The sequence below is a fragment of the Herbaspirillum sp. CAH-3 genome (genome assembly GCF_009668275.1).
Lineage (GTDB): Bacteria > Pseudomonadota > Gammaproteobacteria > Burkholderiales > Burkholderiaceae_D > Herbaspirillum > Herbaspirillum aquaticum.
This window is the reverse complement of sequence record NZ_VSWE01000016.1, coordinates 34,206-49,973: the sequence shown is the minus strand read 5'-3', so window position 1 is coordinate 49,973 and position 15,768 is coordinate 34,206. Positions and strand designations below refer to the sequence as shown.

At 64.2% G+C, this 15,768-nt stretch carries 13 protein-coding genes; 6 read left to right on the top strand and 7 right to left on the bottom strand.

The genetic code is table 11. The features are described from left to right. Positions 1–10 precede the first annotated feature (10 nt). Positions 11–259: a DUF3297 family protein gene (locus FYB76_RS20370; protein ID WP_044530646.1), complete on the top strand. Its 249-nt coding sequence runs from the start codon at positions 11–13 to the stop codon at positions 257–259. Positions 260–459: 200 nt separating this feature from the next. Here the strand turns inward: FYB76_RS20370 and FYB76_RS20365 are convergent, their stop codons facing one another. From FYB76_RS20365 to FYB76_RS20350, 4 genes are all read right to left on the bottom strand, one after another. After that, positions 460–831 carry a helix-turn-helix domain-containing protein gene (locus tag FYB76_RS20365; protein WP_088757240.1) on the bottom strand — a complete coding sequence of 124 codons (372 nt, stop codon included), beginning with the start codon at positions 829–831 and terminating at the stop codon, positions 460–462. Positions 832–911: 80 nt separating this feature from the next. Beyond that, entirely contained in the window at positions 912–2,852 is a 1,941-nt protein-coding gene (locus tag FYB76_RS20360; protein WP_154134844.1) for a methyl-accepting chemotaxis protein, read from the bottom strand. 459 nt (positions 2,853–3,311) lie between these two features. Beyond that, complete coding sequence (locus tag FYB76_RS20355) at positions 3,312–4,853, bottom strand: methyl-accepting chemotaxis protein (protein WP_154134843.1); 1,542 nt, start codon at positions 4,851–4,853, stop codon at positions 3,312–3,314. 254 nt (positions 4,854–5,107) lie between these two features. Beyond that, entirely contained in the window at positions 5,108–5,917 is an 810-nt protein-coding gene (locus tag FYB76_RS20350) for a substrate-binding periplasmic protein (RefSeq protein WP_370516386.1), read from the bottom strand. Between the two features lie 383 nt (positions 5,918–6,300). Between FYB76_RS20350 and FYB76_RS20345 the strand changes: the two genes are divergently transcribed. From FYB76_RS20345 to FYB76_RS20330, 4 genes are all read left to right on the top strand, one after another. Then, complete coding sequence (locus FYB76_RS20345) at positions 6,301–6,627, top strand: hypothetical protein (protein ID WP_154134842.1); 327 nt, start codon at positions 6,301–6,303, stop codon at positions 6,625–6,627. Positions 6,628–6,684: 57 nt separating this feature from the next. Then, positions 6,685–6,996, top strand: coding sequence for a hypothetical protein (locus FYB76_RS20340; protein ID WP_088757244.1), 312 nt, complete (start codon positions 6,685–6,687; stop codon positions 6,994–6,996). A gap of 139 nt (positions 6,997–7,135) precedes the next feature. After that, complete coding sequence (gene rarD / locus FYB76_RS20335) at positions 7,136–8,041, top strand: EamA family transporter RarD (RefSeq protein WP_088757245.1); 906 nt, start codon at positions 7,136–7,138, stop codon at positions 8,039–8,041. Between the two features lie 142 nt (positions 8,042–8,183). Further along, positions 8,184–9,722 carry a sensor domain-containing diguanylate cyclase gene (locus tag FYB76_RS20330; RefSeq protein WP_241517412.1) on the top strand — a complete coding sequence of 513 codons (1,539 nt, stop codon included), beginning with the start codon at positions 8,184–8,186 and terminating at the stop codon, positions 9,720–9,722. A gap of 150 nt (positions 9,723–9,872) precedes the next feature. Here FYB76_RS20330 and FYB76_RS20325 read toward each other — a convergent pair whose 3' ends face one another. After that, complete coding sequence (locus tag FYB76_RS20325; RefSeq protein ID WP_088757247.1) at positions 9,873–10,874, bottom strand: class 1 fructose-bisphosphatase; 1,002 nt, start codon at positions 10,872–10,874, stop codon at positions 9,873–9,875. A gap of 75 nt (positions 10,875–10,949) precedes the next feature. Further along, entirely contained in the window at positions 10,950–13,646 is a 2,697-nt protein-coding gene (pepN, locus tag FYB76_RS20320) for an aminopeptidase N (RefSeq protein ID WP_154134841.1), read from the bottom strand. Between the two features lie 426 nt (positions 13,647–14,072). Here pepN and FYB76_RS20315 point away from each other — a divergent pair, with 426 nt between their 5' ends. Continuing rightward, positions 14,073–14,729: a DUF4136 domain-containing protein gene (locus tag FYB76_RS20315; RefSeq protein ID WP_088757249.1), complete on the top strand. Its 657-nt coding sequence runs from the start codon at positions 14,073–14,075 to the stop codon at positions 14,727–14,729. Positions 14,730–14,735: 6 nt separating this feature from the next. On the opposite strand, the gene FYB76_RS20310 is transcribed toward FYB76_RS20315, so the two are convergent. After that, complete coding sequence (locus FYB76_RS20310) at positions 14,736–15,671, bottom strand: DMT family transporter (RefSeq protein WP_370516385.1); 936 nt, start codon at positions 15,669–15,671, stop codon at positions 14,736–14,738. Positions 15,672–15,768: the final 97 nt, after the last annotated feature.

Below are 15,768 nucleotides of genomic sequence, written 5' to 3'. Positions count from 1 at the left end.
AATCGCGGCCATGAACGATACCGCACAACGCCCCGCCCTCCCCGATCGCCTCAGCATCGATCCCCGCAGCCCGCATTACGATGCGGCTATCTTCGAGCACGACATCGGCATCAAGCTCAACGACAAGGAATTCAACAACGTCAGCGAATATTGCATCAGCGAAGGCTGGATCAAGATTCCCGCAGGCCGCGCACTGGACCGCAAGGGCAATCCCATGCTGACCAAGCTGAAGGGACGGGTCGAGCCGTTCTATCGCTGAACGCCGCCCTTCCACCATTTCCTTCCGGCAATAAAAAGAAAGCCCGCAAGCTGTTGCGGGCTTTTTGCTTTGGAACGGGCCGCGAGCGCGTCTTATAGCGCGCTTGGCACGCATGAGATTCATCCGTGCAATCGATCAATCAGGTGCGATTCATCGATCCGGCGCATCGACCACACGCGCCCCATCCGGCCGATTTACCCTCAGGCCGCAGCGCGCTGGCGCCACTCCTGCACGGTCATGCCCGCCACCCGCTTGAACTGCCGCAGGAAATGGCTCTGGTCATGAAACCCCACCGCCACCGCCACGTCCACCACGCTCAGGCGGGGATCGGCCAGCAAGGTGCGGGCACGCGCCAGGCGCTGGCGCAGCATCCACTGGCACAGCGTATAGCCGGTGCTGGCCTTGAAGACGCGGCTGAAGCAGCTCGATGATAACTGGCACATCATGGCCAGCGTGGCCACCATGATGTTGTCCTGCAGATGGGCTTCGATGTAGTCGAGCACCATCTTTTCCTGCTCGGCATCGAGGGCGCGATAGCGCGGATCAACGGCAATGGCGGGACGGAGTGGCAAGGGGGCGCTTTCCGGCAAGAAGAAGGACGAACAAGAACGGCCTGCATCTTGCCACGAAAGTGCCGTAGTGCAAACGGCAATCAGCGCGCCAATGCGACTTGCCCTACCCGGAACACGGCCACTGCCTGTACCAGTTCACGGGCCTGGCCCGACAGGCTGATGGCCGCCGCCGCGCTTTCTTCCACCAGCGCGGCATTCTGCTGCGTGGTGCTGTCCATCTGGGTGACGGCCTGGCCGACCTGGGCGATGCCGGTGTTCTGTTCGGCCGTCGCGGCGTTGATGCCGACCATGATGTCGCTCACGCGGCGAATCGAGTTCACGATCTCTTGCATGGTCTTGCCGGCCTGGTCGGCCAGCTGCCTGCCCTGCCCGACCTGGTCGACGCTGGCCGTGATCAGCTCCTTGATCTCGCGCGCGGCCGTGGCCGAACGCTGGGCCAGGCTGCGCACTTCCGTGGCCACCACCGCAAAGCCGCGTCCCTGCTCGCCGGCACGGGCGGCTTCCACCGCAGCATTGAGCGCCAGGATATTGGTCTGGAAGGCAATGCCATCGATCACGCCGATGATGTCGCTGATGCGATCCGAGCTGGCATGGATACCCTGCATGGTCTGCACCACCTGCTGCACTACCGCACCGCCCTGGCTGGCCACCTCGGCGGCATCGCGCGCCAGCTGGCCGGCCTGGCGGGCACCGTCGGCATTCTGCTGCACGGTCGAACCCAGTTCTTCCATGGAAGCGGCGGTCTGCTGCAGCGCGCTGGCCTGCTCCTCGGTACGCTTGCTCAGGTCGGCATTGCCTTGGGCAATCTGGGCGCTGGCCGTGGCTACGCTCTCCGAATTGCTGCGCACGCTGCCCACCACCTTGCTCAGTTGCGCCGTCATGGCCTGCATCGCCATGAGCAGGCGCGCGACCTCATCACTGCCCTTGACCTCGATGTGCTGGGTCAGGTCACCGGCCGATACCGCCTCGGTCAACCGCACCGCTTCCGACAGTGAAGTGGTGGTGGCGCGGGTGATGGCCACCATCAGCCACAGTGCGGCCAGGGCCAGCACCGCCAGCGCCGCGCACAGCAAGACCAGTTCATTGCGCAGGCGCGGGATCTTGGCTTGCAGTTCATCACGCATCATGTCGAAGGAACTCGTCACCAGCACGAATTGGGTATCGATGATGCGCGTCATGGTGGCCACCCATTGCGGGGCCGGCATGGTCAGCTGGTCGGCGCGCACGATGGCGCTGTCGGCCAGTTTGAAGGCTTCATCGGCAGCGGTAACGGCCGCGGCACGCGCGCTCTCGACGTTGGCTGGCAGCGGGTGGCGACCCGCAGCAAGGGTGAGGGAACGGCGTGCGCTTTCATAGCTGCGGCGGGCGCGGTCCGACAGGTTTTCCAGGCGGGCACGTTCTTCCGCATCGGCCTGGCCCCGCCCCAGCATCACGGCACCGCGCGCACGGGCCTGGCCCAATGCTTCGGTCAGCTGCGGCAGTTCGGACAAGACCGCGCGCTGCACGTAGAACAGCGCCGCTTCGGCTTCCAGCGCCAGGCCCGAACTGTTGGCCACGTCGTCCAGCAGATCCAGTTCGCGCTTGATCAGTTGCGCATGTTGCACATTGCTCTGCGCGCCCGTGACGGACTTGCTGGCGATGCTCTGCGTGAGCGCGCGCCAGTCGGCATGGAGGCCGTCCAGTGCAGCGGTGAGGGCCTTGTCCTCCAGCGGCTGCAGGCTGCTGCGCACCCGGTCGAAGGTGGCATCAGCCTCCTTCTGGCGCTCCGCGCGACTGGCGGCGGCACCCTCGCCATCGGCCAGGTAAAGGGCCGACAGGCCGCGATGCTGCTGCATCTGCTTGAGCAGCAGCAGCAGTTCACGGCCGGGAGCAAGGGCCAGCGACTCGCGCTGGGCCGTGGCCAGGTCGTCGAGGTTGGTGCGCACCAGGAGGGTGGTGGGAACGATGAACAGCATGAAAGCGAGTGCGCCGATAAGGACGAACTTGCGTGAGTAATTGAGATGATTGATCCAGGAGCGCATGGCGTTATTGGTATTGGAGTGGAGGAAGGGGCCATCGTTGGCCGCTTGCGCTGTTGCGCGAGACGCTCCGTTGCGCCATCAAGCCGCTTCGTTGCGGCTTTTTGCAGTCGGGCAATTCTACGGAGGCCGTTTTCTTTTCCCTGGGGATTTCAACAGCGGCATCCAGTTTTGTTGTGCTATTCCGACCGTCTCGTCTCACATCGCTGTTCCTGATGCAAATACGAGTGATGACTAGACTGGACCGTTGCCAGGAGAGTTCCGCACGGAAAGAAAAATCGGCAGGCAAGGCCGCATGTATCACCGGAACTCACCGCTTCTCACCAAAAATCACGTGGCCCGCCCCCGCGTCGGACCAAAGAAAATCCGCCGCCCCTGCACACTGCGTTGCGCAGTGCCGGGGACGGCGGATGGGGGAATGGAAGGATGAACGGCGAGAACGCCGCAGTTCAACCCTGGACGTCAGCGCAAGCCCTGCGCCCCGTCCTGCAAGCGGAACACCGACACCAGCTGCGCCAATTGCGCGGCCTGGTCCTGCATGGAAGCGGCAGCGGCAGCCGCCTCTTCCACCAGCGCCGCGTTCTGTTGCGTCACCTGGTCCATCTGCGTGATGGCGCGATTGACCTCTTCGATGCCGGCACTCTGTTCGCGGCTGGCGGCGCTGATCTCGGCCACCACGTCGGCCACATGGCGCACGCTGGTGACGATCTCCTGCATGGTGCGCCCGGCTTGCTCCACCAGGTGCGAACCGTTGTCCACCTTGCTGACCGAATCCTCGATCAAACCCTTGATCTCCTTGGCGGCCTGGGCACTGCGCTGGGCCAGCGAACGCACCTCCGAGGCCACCACCGCAAAGCCGCGTCCCTGCTCGCCGGCACGCGCCGCTTCCACGGCGGCGTTGAGCGCCAGGATGTTGGTCTGGAACGCGATGCCGTCGATGACCCCGATGATGTCGGCGATCTTGGTGGAGGCGCTGTTGATGTCGGCCATGGTGCCGACCACCTGCTCGATTACCTTGCCGCCCTCGGTGGCCACGCCCGAGGCGGTGATGGCCAGCTGGTTGGCCTGGCTGGCGTTGTCGGCATTCTGGCGCACGATGGAAGTCAGTTCTTCCATCGAGGAAGCGGTTTCTTCGAGGGCCCCGGCCTGCTCTTCGGTACGTGAGGAGAGATCAAGGTTGCCTGCGGCAATTTCGCCGGAGGCTGTCGTGATGGTGTCGGTGCCCTGGCGCACGCCATGCACGATGCCGGACAGGCTGCTGCGCATGGTCTCGATGGAATGCAGCAGGCTGTGCCGGTCATTGGCCTTGAGCGCCACGGCGGTGGAGAGGTCACCCTGCGCAATCTGCTCCACGATCTGCACCGCGCGCGCCGGCTCGCCGCCCAGCTGGCGCAGGATGGAGCGCAGGATGAAGGCGGCCATGGTGGCAATCGCCCCCATGAGCAGGCCACCCAGCAACAGCAGCACCAGCGCATTGCGATAGAAGGCCTGGTTGATGTCATCGATGTAGGCACCGAAACCGATGGTCCAGTCCCACGGCGCGAAGCGGGTCACGGCATAGAGTTTCTGCACCTTTTCGGTGGTATTGGGACGCGTACCTTCAGCGATCAGGAGACCGATCTCCTTGCCCTGCAGGGCGGCACGATAGCGGTCGCCATCTTCCTTGGCGGTCTTGTCCTGGATGCCGACGCGCTTGGGGTTGGGGTGAACGTAGTTGAAATCATCGGTGTAGCCGCGCACGAAATAATAATTCTGCTCCTTGGCAAAACTGCCGATGACCATCTTGGCCTGGGCCTGCGCCTGTTCGCGCGTGAGCTTGCCGGACTGCTCCAGAGCCTGCGCCTTCTCGGCGGCGGCCTTGGCCAGCGTGACCAGCAGCGAGAGCTGGGCTTCGCGCTCTTCCATCATGGTGCGCCTGAGCGTGTTCAACGACACCATGGCAATGATCAGGATGCCCACCAGCGTGGTGGCGCACAGCCAGATGATCTTGGTTCGCAGCTTCAAATTGTCCTCTCCGTTTTTTATGATGCGCCATCATCCCGTCCGCCTTCTTGTGGCGAGCGGAGTCGGCCGGTGCTCCGGATGCTGATGGCGTAGTGCGATGTGATGAATGCGACGCTGCGCGCGGCAGGCGCAGCTTCCCCAGCTTGACACTCTATCCCGCGCGTGAAGGCAGCCTGGTGAGGAACAGGGAGGTTTTTACGGCTCTATCCTGATGTTGGCATGGCTGTGCATCGCCCGCGCTGCCCGCCACCGCATCACTTGGTGCGACCGCCCTCTTCCGGTGTGGTCGGATCGATGCGCAGGTCAGTCTCGAAACTCTGCAGCACGGCGCGCAACTCGCCGCGCTTCTGCATGGCTTCGAGCTGGGCGTTGATACGCGGCAGCAGCTTCACGCAGGGGTTGGCACGGCTCATGGCGATGTAGTTGTCGCTCTCGCTGACGAAGGGACGCAGCGGCATGAAGCGGTCGGACTGGCCGCTCTGGTTCAGGTAGATGACGCCGGTGTAGTAGCCGGTGATGAGGTAGTCGATACGGCCCGAATCGAGCTTGGTGAAATTCATGTAGGCCTTCTGCGCGGTCTCGATGATGAGGTTGTCGCGCATGAATTCATCGAAGCCACCGCCGAACTGATTGCCCAGCGTGATGGCGCCGCGCTTGCCGATCAGGTCCTTCCAGCCGGCATAGGCAAAACGTTTGTCGCGCGGCACGAACACGGCAATCGGATTGGCAAACAGCGGCACCGAGGCGAAGGCCAGGTATTGCTGGCGCTCCGGCGTGTTCTTCAGCGACGCCACCATGGCCACTTCGCCGCTCTCGGCTGCCTTGAGCACACGCTGGAAAGGTCCGACGTAACGGACCTCGTAGGCAATGTTGAGTGCGCTCAAGGCGCGCGTGGCGATCTCGATGCTGGCGCCGGTGAGGCGCTTGCCGTCATACCAGTGCAAGGGCGCGTAGTCGGAGTCCGCCGAGATGACGACCTTGCTGCAATCGGCCGCCCGGACTGCCGTGGGTGCGGCCAGCGCTACCAGCACGGCCAGCATTGCGGCGCGCTTTGTCGTGTACATGGTTCCCCCCTTTCTTGCTTCATCACGCGACCCTGGAAGAGCGGTGTGCGCAATGGCTCTGCGATCCAGAATAACCCGGTTGTGCCGCCTGCCAAAACGCATTTCGCGCAGCATGGGAGAAAAACGCGTTTTTACCACAGCCTTCTGCAGCTGACCTGTTCCAGATCAACGACTCCCGGCGGTGCGAAAGGCCGATGCAGCATCAGCCCATCGCACCATCTGCGAGCAGCAAGGCACAACCTCACACAAGCTCGCGCGAGCCCCCCCGATACGCGCTTGACCTGCCTGGCGATGGCGACGCAGCAATGACGCAGTGATACGTTTTGTAACGAAACCCGTGCTGGTCGTCAGCTTGCAGACTGACGCGCCCCGGATTGACTTGCATGCCAATGGCTCGCGCATTGACTCCCTGCAAACTGCGCATTGATGCGGCTTTTGCATTGATGAGCTCAATTGAACTCAAGTTTACATCAATCGAAAAATCCCCCTGCAGCCTCCATCACGACCCGGCCCGACTGTCAGACGCGCGCGAAAAGTCCGACAAGAAGATGCTGGGCTTTCCGACTGCCGCAGCGCGTGGGCCTTCCTATGATGAAGCCAAGTTTTCAGGCAATGCAGCTACCCGCCCCATGTTCCATGTGTGCCGTGCCTGCTTCCATGAAAACGAAGGCCAACCCTGTGGATGCATGCAAGAGCGCATTCGCCACTGAAGTCCCGATTGCATTCAGCCTCGACGAATGCGTAACCAAGGATAAAGGAGAACAGCCATGACCAAGACCTTCCTCACCGCCGCCGTACTGGCCGCTGCCACTTTCGCCACCGGCGCCTATGCCCAGTCCTATGACCAGGGCGGCAGCACCATGCAGGGCAGCCCGCAGCAGCAATACGACTCGTCGTCCTCGAGCTCGCAGTACTACAACTACCAGGGCGACCAGACCAGCTCGCCGGCCGCCATGCAGGAAAGCGGCGAGAACGGCCGCTACGTCGACCGCAAGAGCTACGAAGTGCCCAATGGTCGTCCCAACAACTATGCGCGTGAACTGAAGGACGGCCCGCTGGGCACCTCCCCGGGCGCATAATTTCCTTGTCTCGCGTCGACCTCAAAGCCCCGGCCCAGGCCGGGGCTTTTTGCATGCGCGCAACCTGCTCGCGCGCCATGCCGTAGAATCGCGCTTTTGCCGGTGCCTCTTCCTTGCGCCGGACGCACCTGGTCCTGCGATGAATCCTCAACTTGTCGGCCGCGGCATCGGCTTGTCCGTACTGGCCTCTTCCCTGTTTGCGTTTCTTTCCGGCTACACCCGCCTGCTGGCGCCACTGGATGGCACGGACATCTTCGCCTGGCGCATCCTCATCACCCTGCTGTGCGTCATCGGGCTGCTGGCCTGGCGCGGCGAACTGCCGCGTCTGCGCGCGGCCATGGGCGAGCTGCTGGCCAGTCCGGCAAGCGTCGCGCTGCTGGTGCTGATGGCAGCCCTGCTGGCTTTGCAGCAATGGCTGTTCCTGTGGGGCTCGGTCAACGGCAGGGCACTGGAAGTCTCGCTGGGCTACTTCATGCTGCCCTTGTCGATGGTGCTGGTGGGACGCTTCCACTATGGCGAAAAGATGGACCTGCTGCAGCGCCTGGCGGTACTGTGCGCCTGCATCGGCGTGGCCCACGAGCTGTGGATGACGCGCGCATTCTCGTGGCCGACACTGGCGGTGGCGCTGGGCTATCCGCCCTACTTCATCCTGCGCCGGCGCATCCGCCTCGACTCCATGCTCATCTTCGCGGTGGAACTGATGGTGCTGGCGCTGCCCTCGCTGGCGGCCTTGATGCTCAGCCCCGCCACCCTGCCTACCCTGCACACGCCGGCCATGTGGCTGCTGCTGCCGGGCCTGGGGATATTGAGCATGATCGCGCTGACCAGCTACCTGCGCGCCGGCAAGCTGCTACCCATGGGCCTGTTCGGCATCCTCGGCTATGTGGAACCGGTCCTGCTGGTACTGGTGGCCATGGCGGTGCTGGGCGAGACGCTGCAGGCCGCGCAACTGGGCACCTATGTGCCGATCTGGCTGTCGGTGCTGCTGACCGCCCTGCACAGCGTCAAGCTGATGCGCCGCCCCGCCGTCCAGCCCATGAATTGAGGGCATTTTCGCGGACTGATCGCGGCCAGCACGGCTGAGGTATCTCCTTATACTGGATCAAACGGTCAACCCTGGGGAGGGATGCGGCCGGCCATAGGGGGAGACAAATAACATGCGGCCAATGCTGGCAAAGGCAGGGAGCGTGGCGCGCCATTCGGTGGCGCGGCGGGCACGGCTGTTCGTCGTGCTGATCTGCGTGGCCATCGCCGCCGGCCACGTCTGGCAGAGCCTGGCCGCGCGCCAGGTACAGCTGGACAACACCCGCGTCTACGCCGGCAACATCGCGCGCGCCTTGGCGCGCCATGCCTATGACGTGTTCCAGGCGACCCATGGCGCGCTGATCAACATCAGCGACCGCATCGACGAGAGCGGCACCACCCATGCAAAGCTGCACGCCATGAGCCCGATCCTGCGCCGCCTGGCCGGCGAAATGCCGCAGCTCGACGGACTCTACATCTTCGACGAACAGGGCAATCGCGTGGCCACCTCCTCGCAGCCGCGCGCCAGCGATGCCAATAACAGCGACCGCGAGTATTTCATCTATCACCGCGACCACGAGGATCCCGAGCCGCGCATTCATCCTACCCTGCTCAGCCGCAGTACCGACCAGTGGGTCATCCCGATGTCGCGCCGCCTGAATCATCCCGATGGCCGCTTTGCCGGGCTGCTGCTGGCGACCTTGCGGCTGGATCATTTCAACGCCCTCTACCAGACCGTGGAGATCGGTCGCGACAGCTCCATCCTGCTGCTGCTGCGACCTGGCAAGGTACTGACGCGGCAACCTTTCGAACCGGCCTTCATCAATCGTGACCTGAGCCTGGACCCGGTCATCGGCGAAGTGCTGGCCAGCCAGGGCAGCGGCCATGTGCTGCTGAATTCGCCCCTGGACAATATTGACCGCTACGTGTCGTTCCAGCCGGTACTGGACTTCCCGCTGATCGTCACCGTGACCACCGCGAGCGAGGAAGCGCTGGCACCATGGCGGCAGCAGACCATCGTGTATGGCGCAGCCGTGCTGCTGTTGCTGATCATCATCGGCCTGTTCGGCTGGCGGCTGATCGCCCAGATCGAGTTGCGCCTGCTCGCCGAGGACCGCGCGCTGCAGGTGATGGGCGAGCTGCACCAGGCCAACCAGCGGCTGGAGCAGCTGGCGCATCAGGATGGCCTGACCGGCCTGGCCAACCGGCGCCATCTTGATACCGTACTGGAGGCTGAATTCCGGCGCGCCCTGCGCAGCGGGTCGGCGCTGTCGCTGATCATGATCGACGTCGATTTCTTCAAGCAGTACAACGATCTCTATGGCCACCAGGCCGGTGACGAATGCCTGCGCCGCATCGCCGCCGTATTGAAGGAACGCCAGCGCCGTCCCGGCGACCTCGCCGCGCGCTATGGCGGCGAGGAGATGCTGATGCTGTTGCCCGAGACCGATGCCGCCGGGGCCATGCAGGTGGCCGAAAAAATCCGCGCCGGCATCCAGGCGCTGGACCTGCCACATCGGGGCAATCCGCGTGGCGTGGTCACGGCCAGCGCCGGCGTGTGTGCCATGGAATTGCTGCCGCCCGGCGAACGCGCGGCGCAAGACCTGGTGGGCCGCGCCGATGCCGCGCTCTACGAGGCCAAGCATGGTGGCCGCAATCAGGTACGACTGGCGCAGAGGGAGCTGCCGCCGGTCCATCCCTGAAAAATCCGTACAGGAATCGGCGCACGAAGCGGTGCACGAAGGGGTGCACGAAGCGGCACAGGAAAGCGGACAGGAAAGCGCACATGAAAAATGCCGCCGGGCGCCAACCCGGCGGCATTTCTGTTGCAACGGACGAAGGACGCGCCGGGCTTATTGCTGGTGATAGGACGTCACGCGCTCCACTTCATTCTTCGAACCCAGGAACACGGCCACGCGCTGGTGCAGCTTTTCCGGCTGGATGTCGAGGATGCGCTGCTGGCCATCGGTAGCGGCGCCACCGGCCTGCTCGACGATGAAGGCCATCGGGTTGGCTTCGTACATCAGGCGCAGCTTGCCCGGCTTGCCCGGCTCACGCGCATCGGCCGGGTACATGAAGATGCCGCCGCGGTTCAGGATGCGATGGACGTCGGCCACCATGGAGGCGATCCAGCGCATGTTGAAATCCTTGCCGCGCGGACCGGTGGAACCGGCCAGCATTTCATCCACGTAGCGGGTGACCGGCGGGAACCAGTGACGCTGGTTGGAGGCGTTGATGGCGAATTCCTTGGTGTCTTCGGGAATCTTGATGTCCTTCTGGGTCAGCACCCAGGCACCCATTTCGCGGTCCAGGGTGAAGCAGTGCACGCCGTCACCGGTGGTGAGCACCAGCACGGTCTGCGGGCCATAGACGGCATAGCCGGCGGCGACCTGCCTGGTGCCCGGCTGCATGAAGTCCTGCTCGCTGGGTTCGGTCATGCCTTCCGGGGCCTTGAGCACCGAGAAGATGGTGCCGATGGAGACGTTGACGTCGATGTTGGAGGAGCCGTCCAGGGGATCAAACATCAGCAGGTATTCGCCCTTGGGATAGCGGTTGGGGATGCGGTGGATGGTCTCCATTTCCTCGGAGGCCATGGCCGCCAGGTGGCCGCCCCATTCATTGGCTTCCAGCAGGATCTCGTTGGAGATCACGTCCAGCTTCTTCTGCACTTCGCCCTGCACGTTCTCGCTGCCGGCGCTGCCCAGCACTTCGCCCAGCGCGCCCTTGCCGACCGCATGCGAGATCGACTTGCAGGCACGGCCGACGACTTCGATCAGCAGGCGCAGTTCGGACGGGATCTTGTTGTGCAGACGCTGCTGCTCGATCAGGTGTTGCGTGAGGCTGATACGTTTCATGGTGGTCTTCCTTGCAGTGGTTTTTATTTAATGAATCGGATGAATGAGTGAGGGGGCAATTATCTGTCTGACAGATCAATCGGCCAGGGCCTTGGTGATGACTTCGGCCACATCGCGCGAGAGTTTGGGGGTGGCCGCAACCTGTTGCAGGGCCAGGCGCATCTTTTCCTGCAGCGCCGGGGTGTACTTGCGCCAGCGGTCCAGGCTGCGCGCCAGGCGTGCTGCCACTTGCGGGTTGCTGGCGTTCAAGGCGATCACCTGCTCGGCCCAGAAGGCATAGCCATTGCCGTCCAGTGCATGGAAGGCCGAGGGGTTGCCGTTGCAGAAGCTGAAGATCAGGCTCCGGGCGCGATTGGGGTTCTTCAACGTGAAGGCCGGATGCTCGGTCAGGGTACGCACGGTGTTCACATCGGCATTGCGGGCCGTGGCCTGCAGGGTGAACCACTTGTCGATGACCAGGGCTTCCTGTTCGAACTCGGCATAGAAGCGCTGCAGCGCTTCGCTCTTGCCGGGGGCGGCGCTGTTCAACACCGCCGACAGCGCGGCCAGGCGGTCGGTCATGTTGTTGGCGTCCTGGTCCTGCTGCTGGGCCAGGGCCATGGCTTCTTCATCATCGAGCTCGGCCAGGTAGGACAGGGCCACGTTCTTCAAGGCACGGTGGCCGGCCGATGCAGCGTCGGGGCTGTAGGCGCCCGGGGTCTGGTGGGCGCGATACACGGCCAGCAGATCATCGCGCAGTTCGCGCGCCAGCGAGCGGCGCAGGAACTGGCGCGCCACGTGGATGGCGTGCGGGTCGATGACTTCCATCTGTTCGGCGATCATGGTCTCCGACGGCAGGGTCAGCACCAGTTCGCGGAAGGCCGGGTCCAGCGACTCGTCCTTGAGGGTGGCACGCAGGGCTTCAGCCAGGGCGCCATCGTGCTCGATGTTGTTGAGCACGGTGTCGACCGCCACCACGTGGCCGGACTGGCGCGCGGCCTGCACGGCCACCGTCAGGTTCAGCAGGCGGCGCGTGGCCAGGCGCTGGCCGGCTTCCCAGCGGTTGAAGGCATCGCTGTCGTGGGCCATCAGGAAGGCCAGTTCGGCATCGCTGTAGTCGTACTGCAGGACCACCGGGGCGGAGAAACCACGCAGCAGCGAGGGCACCGGTTTTGCATCGACGTTGGTGAAGGTGAAGCTCTGTTTGGCCTTGGTCAGTTCCAGCACGCGAGTGGTGGCACCGGCTTTCTTCTCGCCTTGCAGGGTCAGCGCCAGGTCGCGGCCCTGCGCATCCAGGAGGCCCACGGCCACGGGGATGTGGAAGGGCTGTTTCTTCTTCTGGCCGGGCGTGGCCGGGCAGCTTTGTTCCAGCGTCAGGGTCAGGGTCTTGCGCTTGGCATCGTAGTCGACTGCGGCTTGTACCAGCGGGGTGCCGGCCTGGCTGTACCAGCGTTCGAACTGCGACAGGTCGCGGCCATTGGCGTCGGCCATGGCGGCACGGAAATCGTCGCAGGTCACGGCCTGGCCATCGTGGCGCTTGAAGTACAGGTCCATGCCCTTGCGGAAGCCATCGCGGCCCAGCAGGGTCTGGTACATGCGCACGACCTCAGCGCCCTTTTCGTAGACGGTGACGGTGTAGAAATTGTTGATTTCCACGAAGGAGTCCGGACGCACCGGATGCGCCATCGGACCGGCATCTTCCGGGAACTGCGCCTGGCGCAGCACGCGCACGTCATCGATGCGCTTGACGGCACGGCCGCTGTCGCTGCCGATCATGTCGGCCGAGAATTCCTGGTCGCGGAAAACGGTCAGGCCTTCCTTCAGCGACAGCTGGAACCAGTCGCGGCAGGTGACGCGGTTGCCGGTCCAGTTGTGGAAATACTCGTGGCCGACCACCGCTTCGATGTTGGCGAAGTCGACATCGGTGGCGATGCGCGGATTGGCCAGCACGTACTTGGTGTTGAAGATGTTCAGGCCCTTGTTTTCCATGGCGCCCATGTTGAAGTCGCCCACCGCCACGATCATGAAGCGGTCCAGGTCGAGATCCAGGCCGAAGCGCTCCACGTCCCAGGTGATGCTGTTCTTGAGCGACTCCATGGCGTGCTGGGTCTTGTCGAGGTTGCCCTCTTCCACCCACACCTGCAGCAGCGCATCGCGGCCCGAGTGCAGGCGCACGGTTTCTTCCTGGCAGACCAGCTGGCCGGCCACCAGGGCGAACAGGTAAGAGGGCTTCTTGAACGGATCCTCCCACTTGGCGTAGTGGCGGCCATCGGGCAGGTCGCCCTCCTCGATCAGGTTGCCGTTGGACAGCAGCACCGGATAGCGGGCCTTGTCAGCGCGCAGCATGACGGTGAATTTGGCCATCACGTCCGGGCGGTCCGGGAAGTAGGTGATCTTGCGGAAGCCTTCGGCTTCGCACTGGGTGAAGAAATTGCCGTTGGACACGTACAGGCCCATGAGCGAGGTATTGCGGTCCGGATGGACCAGGGTCTCGATCTCAAGGGTTACCTTGGCCGGGGCGGCGGGGATGGTCAGCACGCCGCCGCCGATGCGGAAATCGCCCTTGGCCTGCGAGAGCGTCTTGCCGTTCAGGCGCAGGGCCACCAGTTCCAGCTCTTCGCCGAAGAGCACCAGGTCGCGGCCGCGGGCGGCGGGGTTGCGGGTCAGGGTGATGCGGGTGGCCACACGGGTATCAGCGGGATCGAGGTCGAAACCCATCTCGACGGTGTCAGCCAGGTAATTGGGAGCGGCGTAGTCTTTACGGTAGATCGTCTGGGGCGTATCGGTGCGCATGGAGGCCTGTCCGGGAAGGGAAATGGAGGTCAGAAAGTGAAGGCTAAGGTGAAGGCTAAGACAGCAGGAAGCCAATTCAGGTGCAGCAAAAACCCGATTTTACCAATCATCCCGCACTGCGCGAATGGAATCGGCCGGATTTGCCGCGCTCTTCTCCGTCCTGCCCTGTTGGCGGGAAGCATGTTTCATATCGGCTCCTGGCCAGTACAATGGCGGAACCGGCACTTGCCCCGGATTGGGGCGAAGCAGGCAGGCGCAGCAAGGTTTCCCGCCGATCGCTTTCCACGCGGGATCAAAATGGCCGCGCGCAGGGTCTCACGAGGCCCGGCTTCCTGCCTTTTGCTTCATATCGCCGCGCAGGCGCCCTTCCCATGGCATCCCAGCCTTTTGCCCGGTGCCCGGCCTTTTTTCTGATGGAGTTCGTTCATGAAACGCTGGCTTTATCCTCTTCTTGCAGCGGCCAGCCTGCTGCTGTCCGGCTGCGCCTCGGTGATCGAGAGCAACGTCACGTCCTTCCACGCCTGGTCGCCCGATTACAACCAGCGCGCCTATGCCTTCGCCCCCGCCAAGGAACAGGAAAACGACCTGCAATACCAGAACTATGCCGGGCTGATCCGGCAGGAGCTGCAATTCCTGGGTTTCACGGAGGCGCGTGACCTGAAGGCGGCGCAATTGCAGGTCAGTTTCAGCTACGGGATGAATACCGAGCAGGTCGTGGTCAGCCGGCCGGCCTACGATCCCTACTTCTACGGCCCGGGCTGGGGACGCTTCGGTCCCTTCGGGCCACGTCCGTTCGGCTTCTATGGACCCTACGGTCCGTTCTATGACCCCTTCTGGGATGGCGGGCCGATGCAGACCACGAGCTATCCGGTCTTCCTGCGCCGCCTGCAGATCGGCATCAGCCAGGCCGGCGACGGCAAGAAGCTCTTCGACGTGGTGGTGGACAGCGAAGGCCAGCGTGCCGGATTGACGGCCGCCATGCCGGCCATGGTACGCGCGGCCTTCGAGGAGTTCCCCGGCCCCAGCGGGGTGACGCGCCACATCCGCATCAAGGTCGACAAGAACGGCCAGCCGGAGAACTGATCGTCCTCAGCCGTGCGGCGCCCGTCCCAGGCGCTTGCCCAGGCCCCAGATGCTCAGCAGCAGCAGTGCCCCGCCCAGCCATTGGGTGGCGCCCAGGGTCTGGCCCAGCAGCAGGGCTGCCAGCAGGACGGCGGTGAGCGGCTCGATCAGGGTGGCGACCGTCAGGGCCGTGGGCGTCAGGCGCGCGGCACCCCAGCTGAACACCAGCAGCGCCAGTGCCGCCGTGACCACGCCCAGGTACAGGTACCAGGCCTGCGGCGGCAAGCCGCTGGGCCAGTGCAGCGGCCGCGCCAGGCTGGCCAGGCCCATCATCAGGGCGGCCACCACGGTCAGGCAGGTGGCTGATGGGCCGGCCCCCAGGGCCGTCGAGAGTCGCCCGCTGATCATGGTGAATCCGGTATAGAGCAAGGCCGAAGCGACCGAGCAGGCCAGTCCGATGAGCAGGTCCAGCTGGCCCGATGCTGCACCGCCGTTCGTCTCGTGCCGCGCCACGATCAGCACGGTGCCGCCCAGCGCGGCGGTGAGCACCGCCGCCAGGGTCCAGTCCAGCTTCTCCTGTCCGCGCAGCAGCGCGATCACGGTGGAAAACACCGGCGGCAGGCACAGGGCGATCAGCGTGGGAATGGCCGCACCGATGCGCTCGATCCCGAGGAACCAGAACAGCACGTAGCCCGCCATCGTGGTCCCCGCCAGCACCACGGGCAGCAGCAGCGCACGCAGGGTCGGCAAGTGGATGCGCGTGCCGAACACCAGGCACAGGAACACGGCACCGACCGCAAAGCGCCAGAAGGAAATGTCACCCGGGGCGAAGCCGTATTGCGCAATCAGGATATTGACCACCAGGGCGCCGGTCCCCCACAGGAAGCCGGCGCTGCAGGCGGCAATCAGGGCCACGCCCGAATAATGGGGCGCAGCCAGCGAAGGCGTTCTGGAGCCGGACACGGCATCTCCTTGCAATGGGGTGGGGGTGGGTGTGGTGTCCCGGCCGGTGCCGGGCGCAGCGCCACAGTGTAGCCCATCCCCCTGCCGCTCTGCTGGC

Coding starts and splice junctions, on each gene's coding strand:
- FYB76_RS20370 (WP_044530646.1), top strand. CDS start 11: ATGAACGATACCGCACAACGCCCCGCCCTCCCCGATCGCCTCAGCATC.
- FYB76_RS20360 (WP_154134844.1), bottom strand. CDS start 2,852: ATGCGCTCCTGGATCAATCATCTCAATTACTCACGCAAGTTCGTCCTT.
- FYB76_RS20350 (WP_370516386.1), bottom strand. CDS start 5,917: ATGTACACGACAAAGCGCGCCGCAATGCTGGCCGTGCTGGTAGCGCTG.
- FYB76_RS20345 (WP_154134842.1), top strand. CDS start 6,301: ATGCCAATGGCTCGCGCATTGACTCCCTGCAAACTGCGCATTGATGCG.
- FYB76_RS20340 (WP_088757244.1), top strand. CDS start 6,685: ATGACCAAGACCTTCCTCACCGCCGCCGTACTGGCCGCTGCCACTTTC.
- rarD (WP_088757245.1), top strand. CDS start 7,136: ATGAATCCTCAACTTGTCGGCCGCGGCATCGGCTTGTCCGTACTGGCC.
- FYB76_RS20325 (WP_088757247.1), bottom strand. CDS start 10,874: ATGAAACGTATCAGCCTCACGCAACACCTGATCGAGCAGCAGCGTCTG.
- pepN (WP_154134841.1), bottom strand. CDS start 13,646: ATGCGCACCGATACGCCCCAGACGATCTACCGTAAAGACTACGCCGCT.
- FYB76_RS20315 (WP_088757249.1), top strand. CDS start 14,073: ATGAAACGCTGGCTTTATCCTCTTCTTGCAGCGGCCAGCCTGCTGCTG.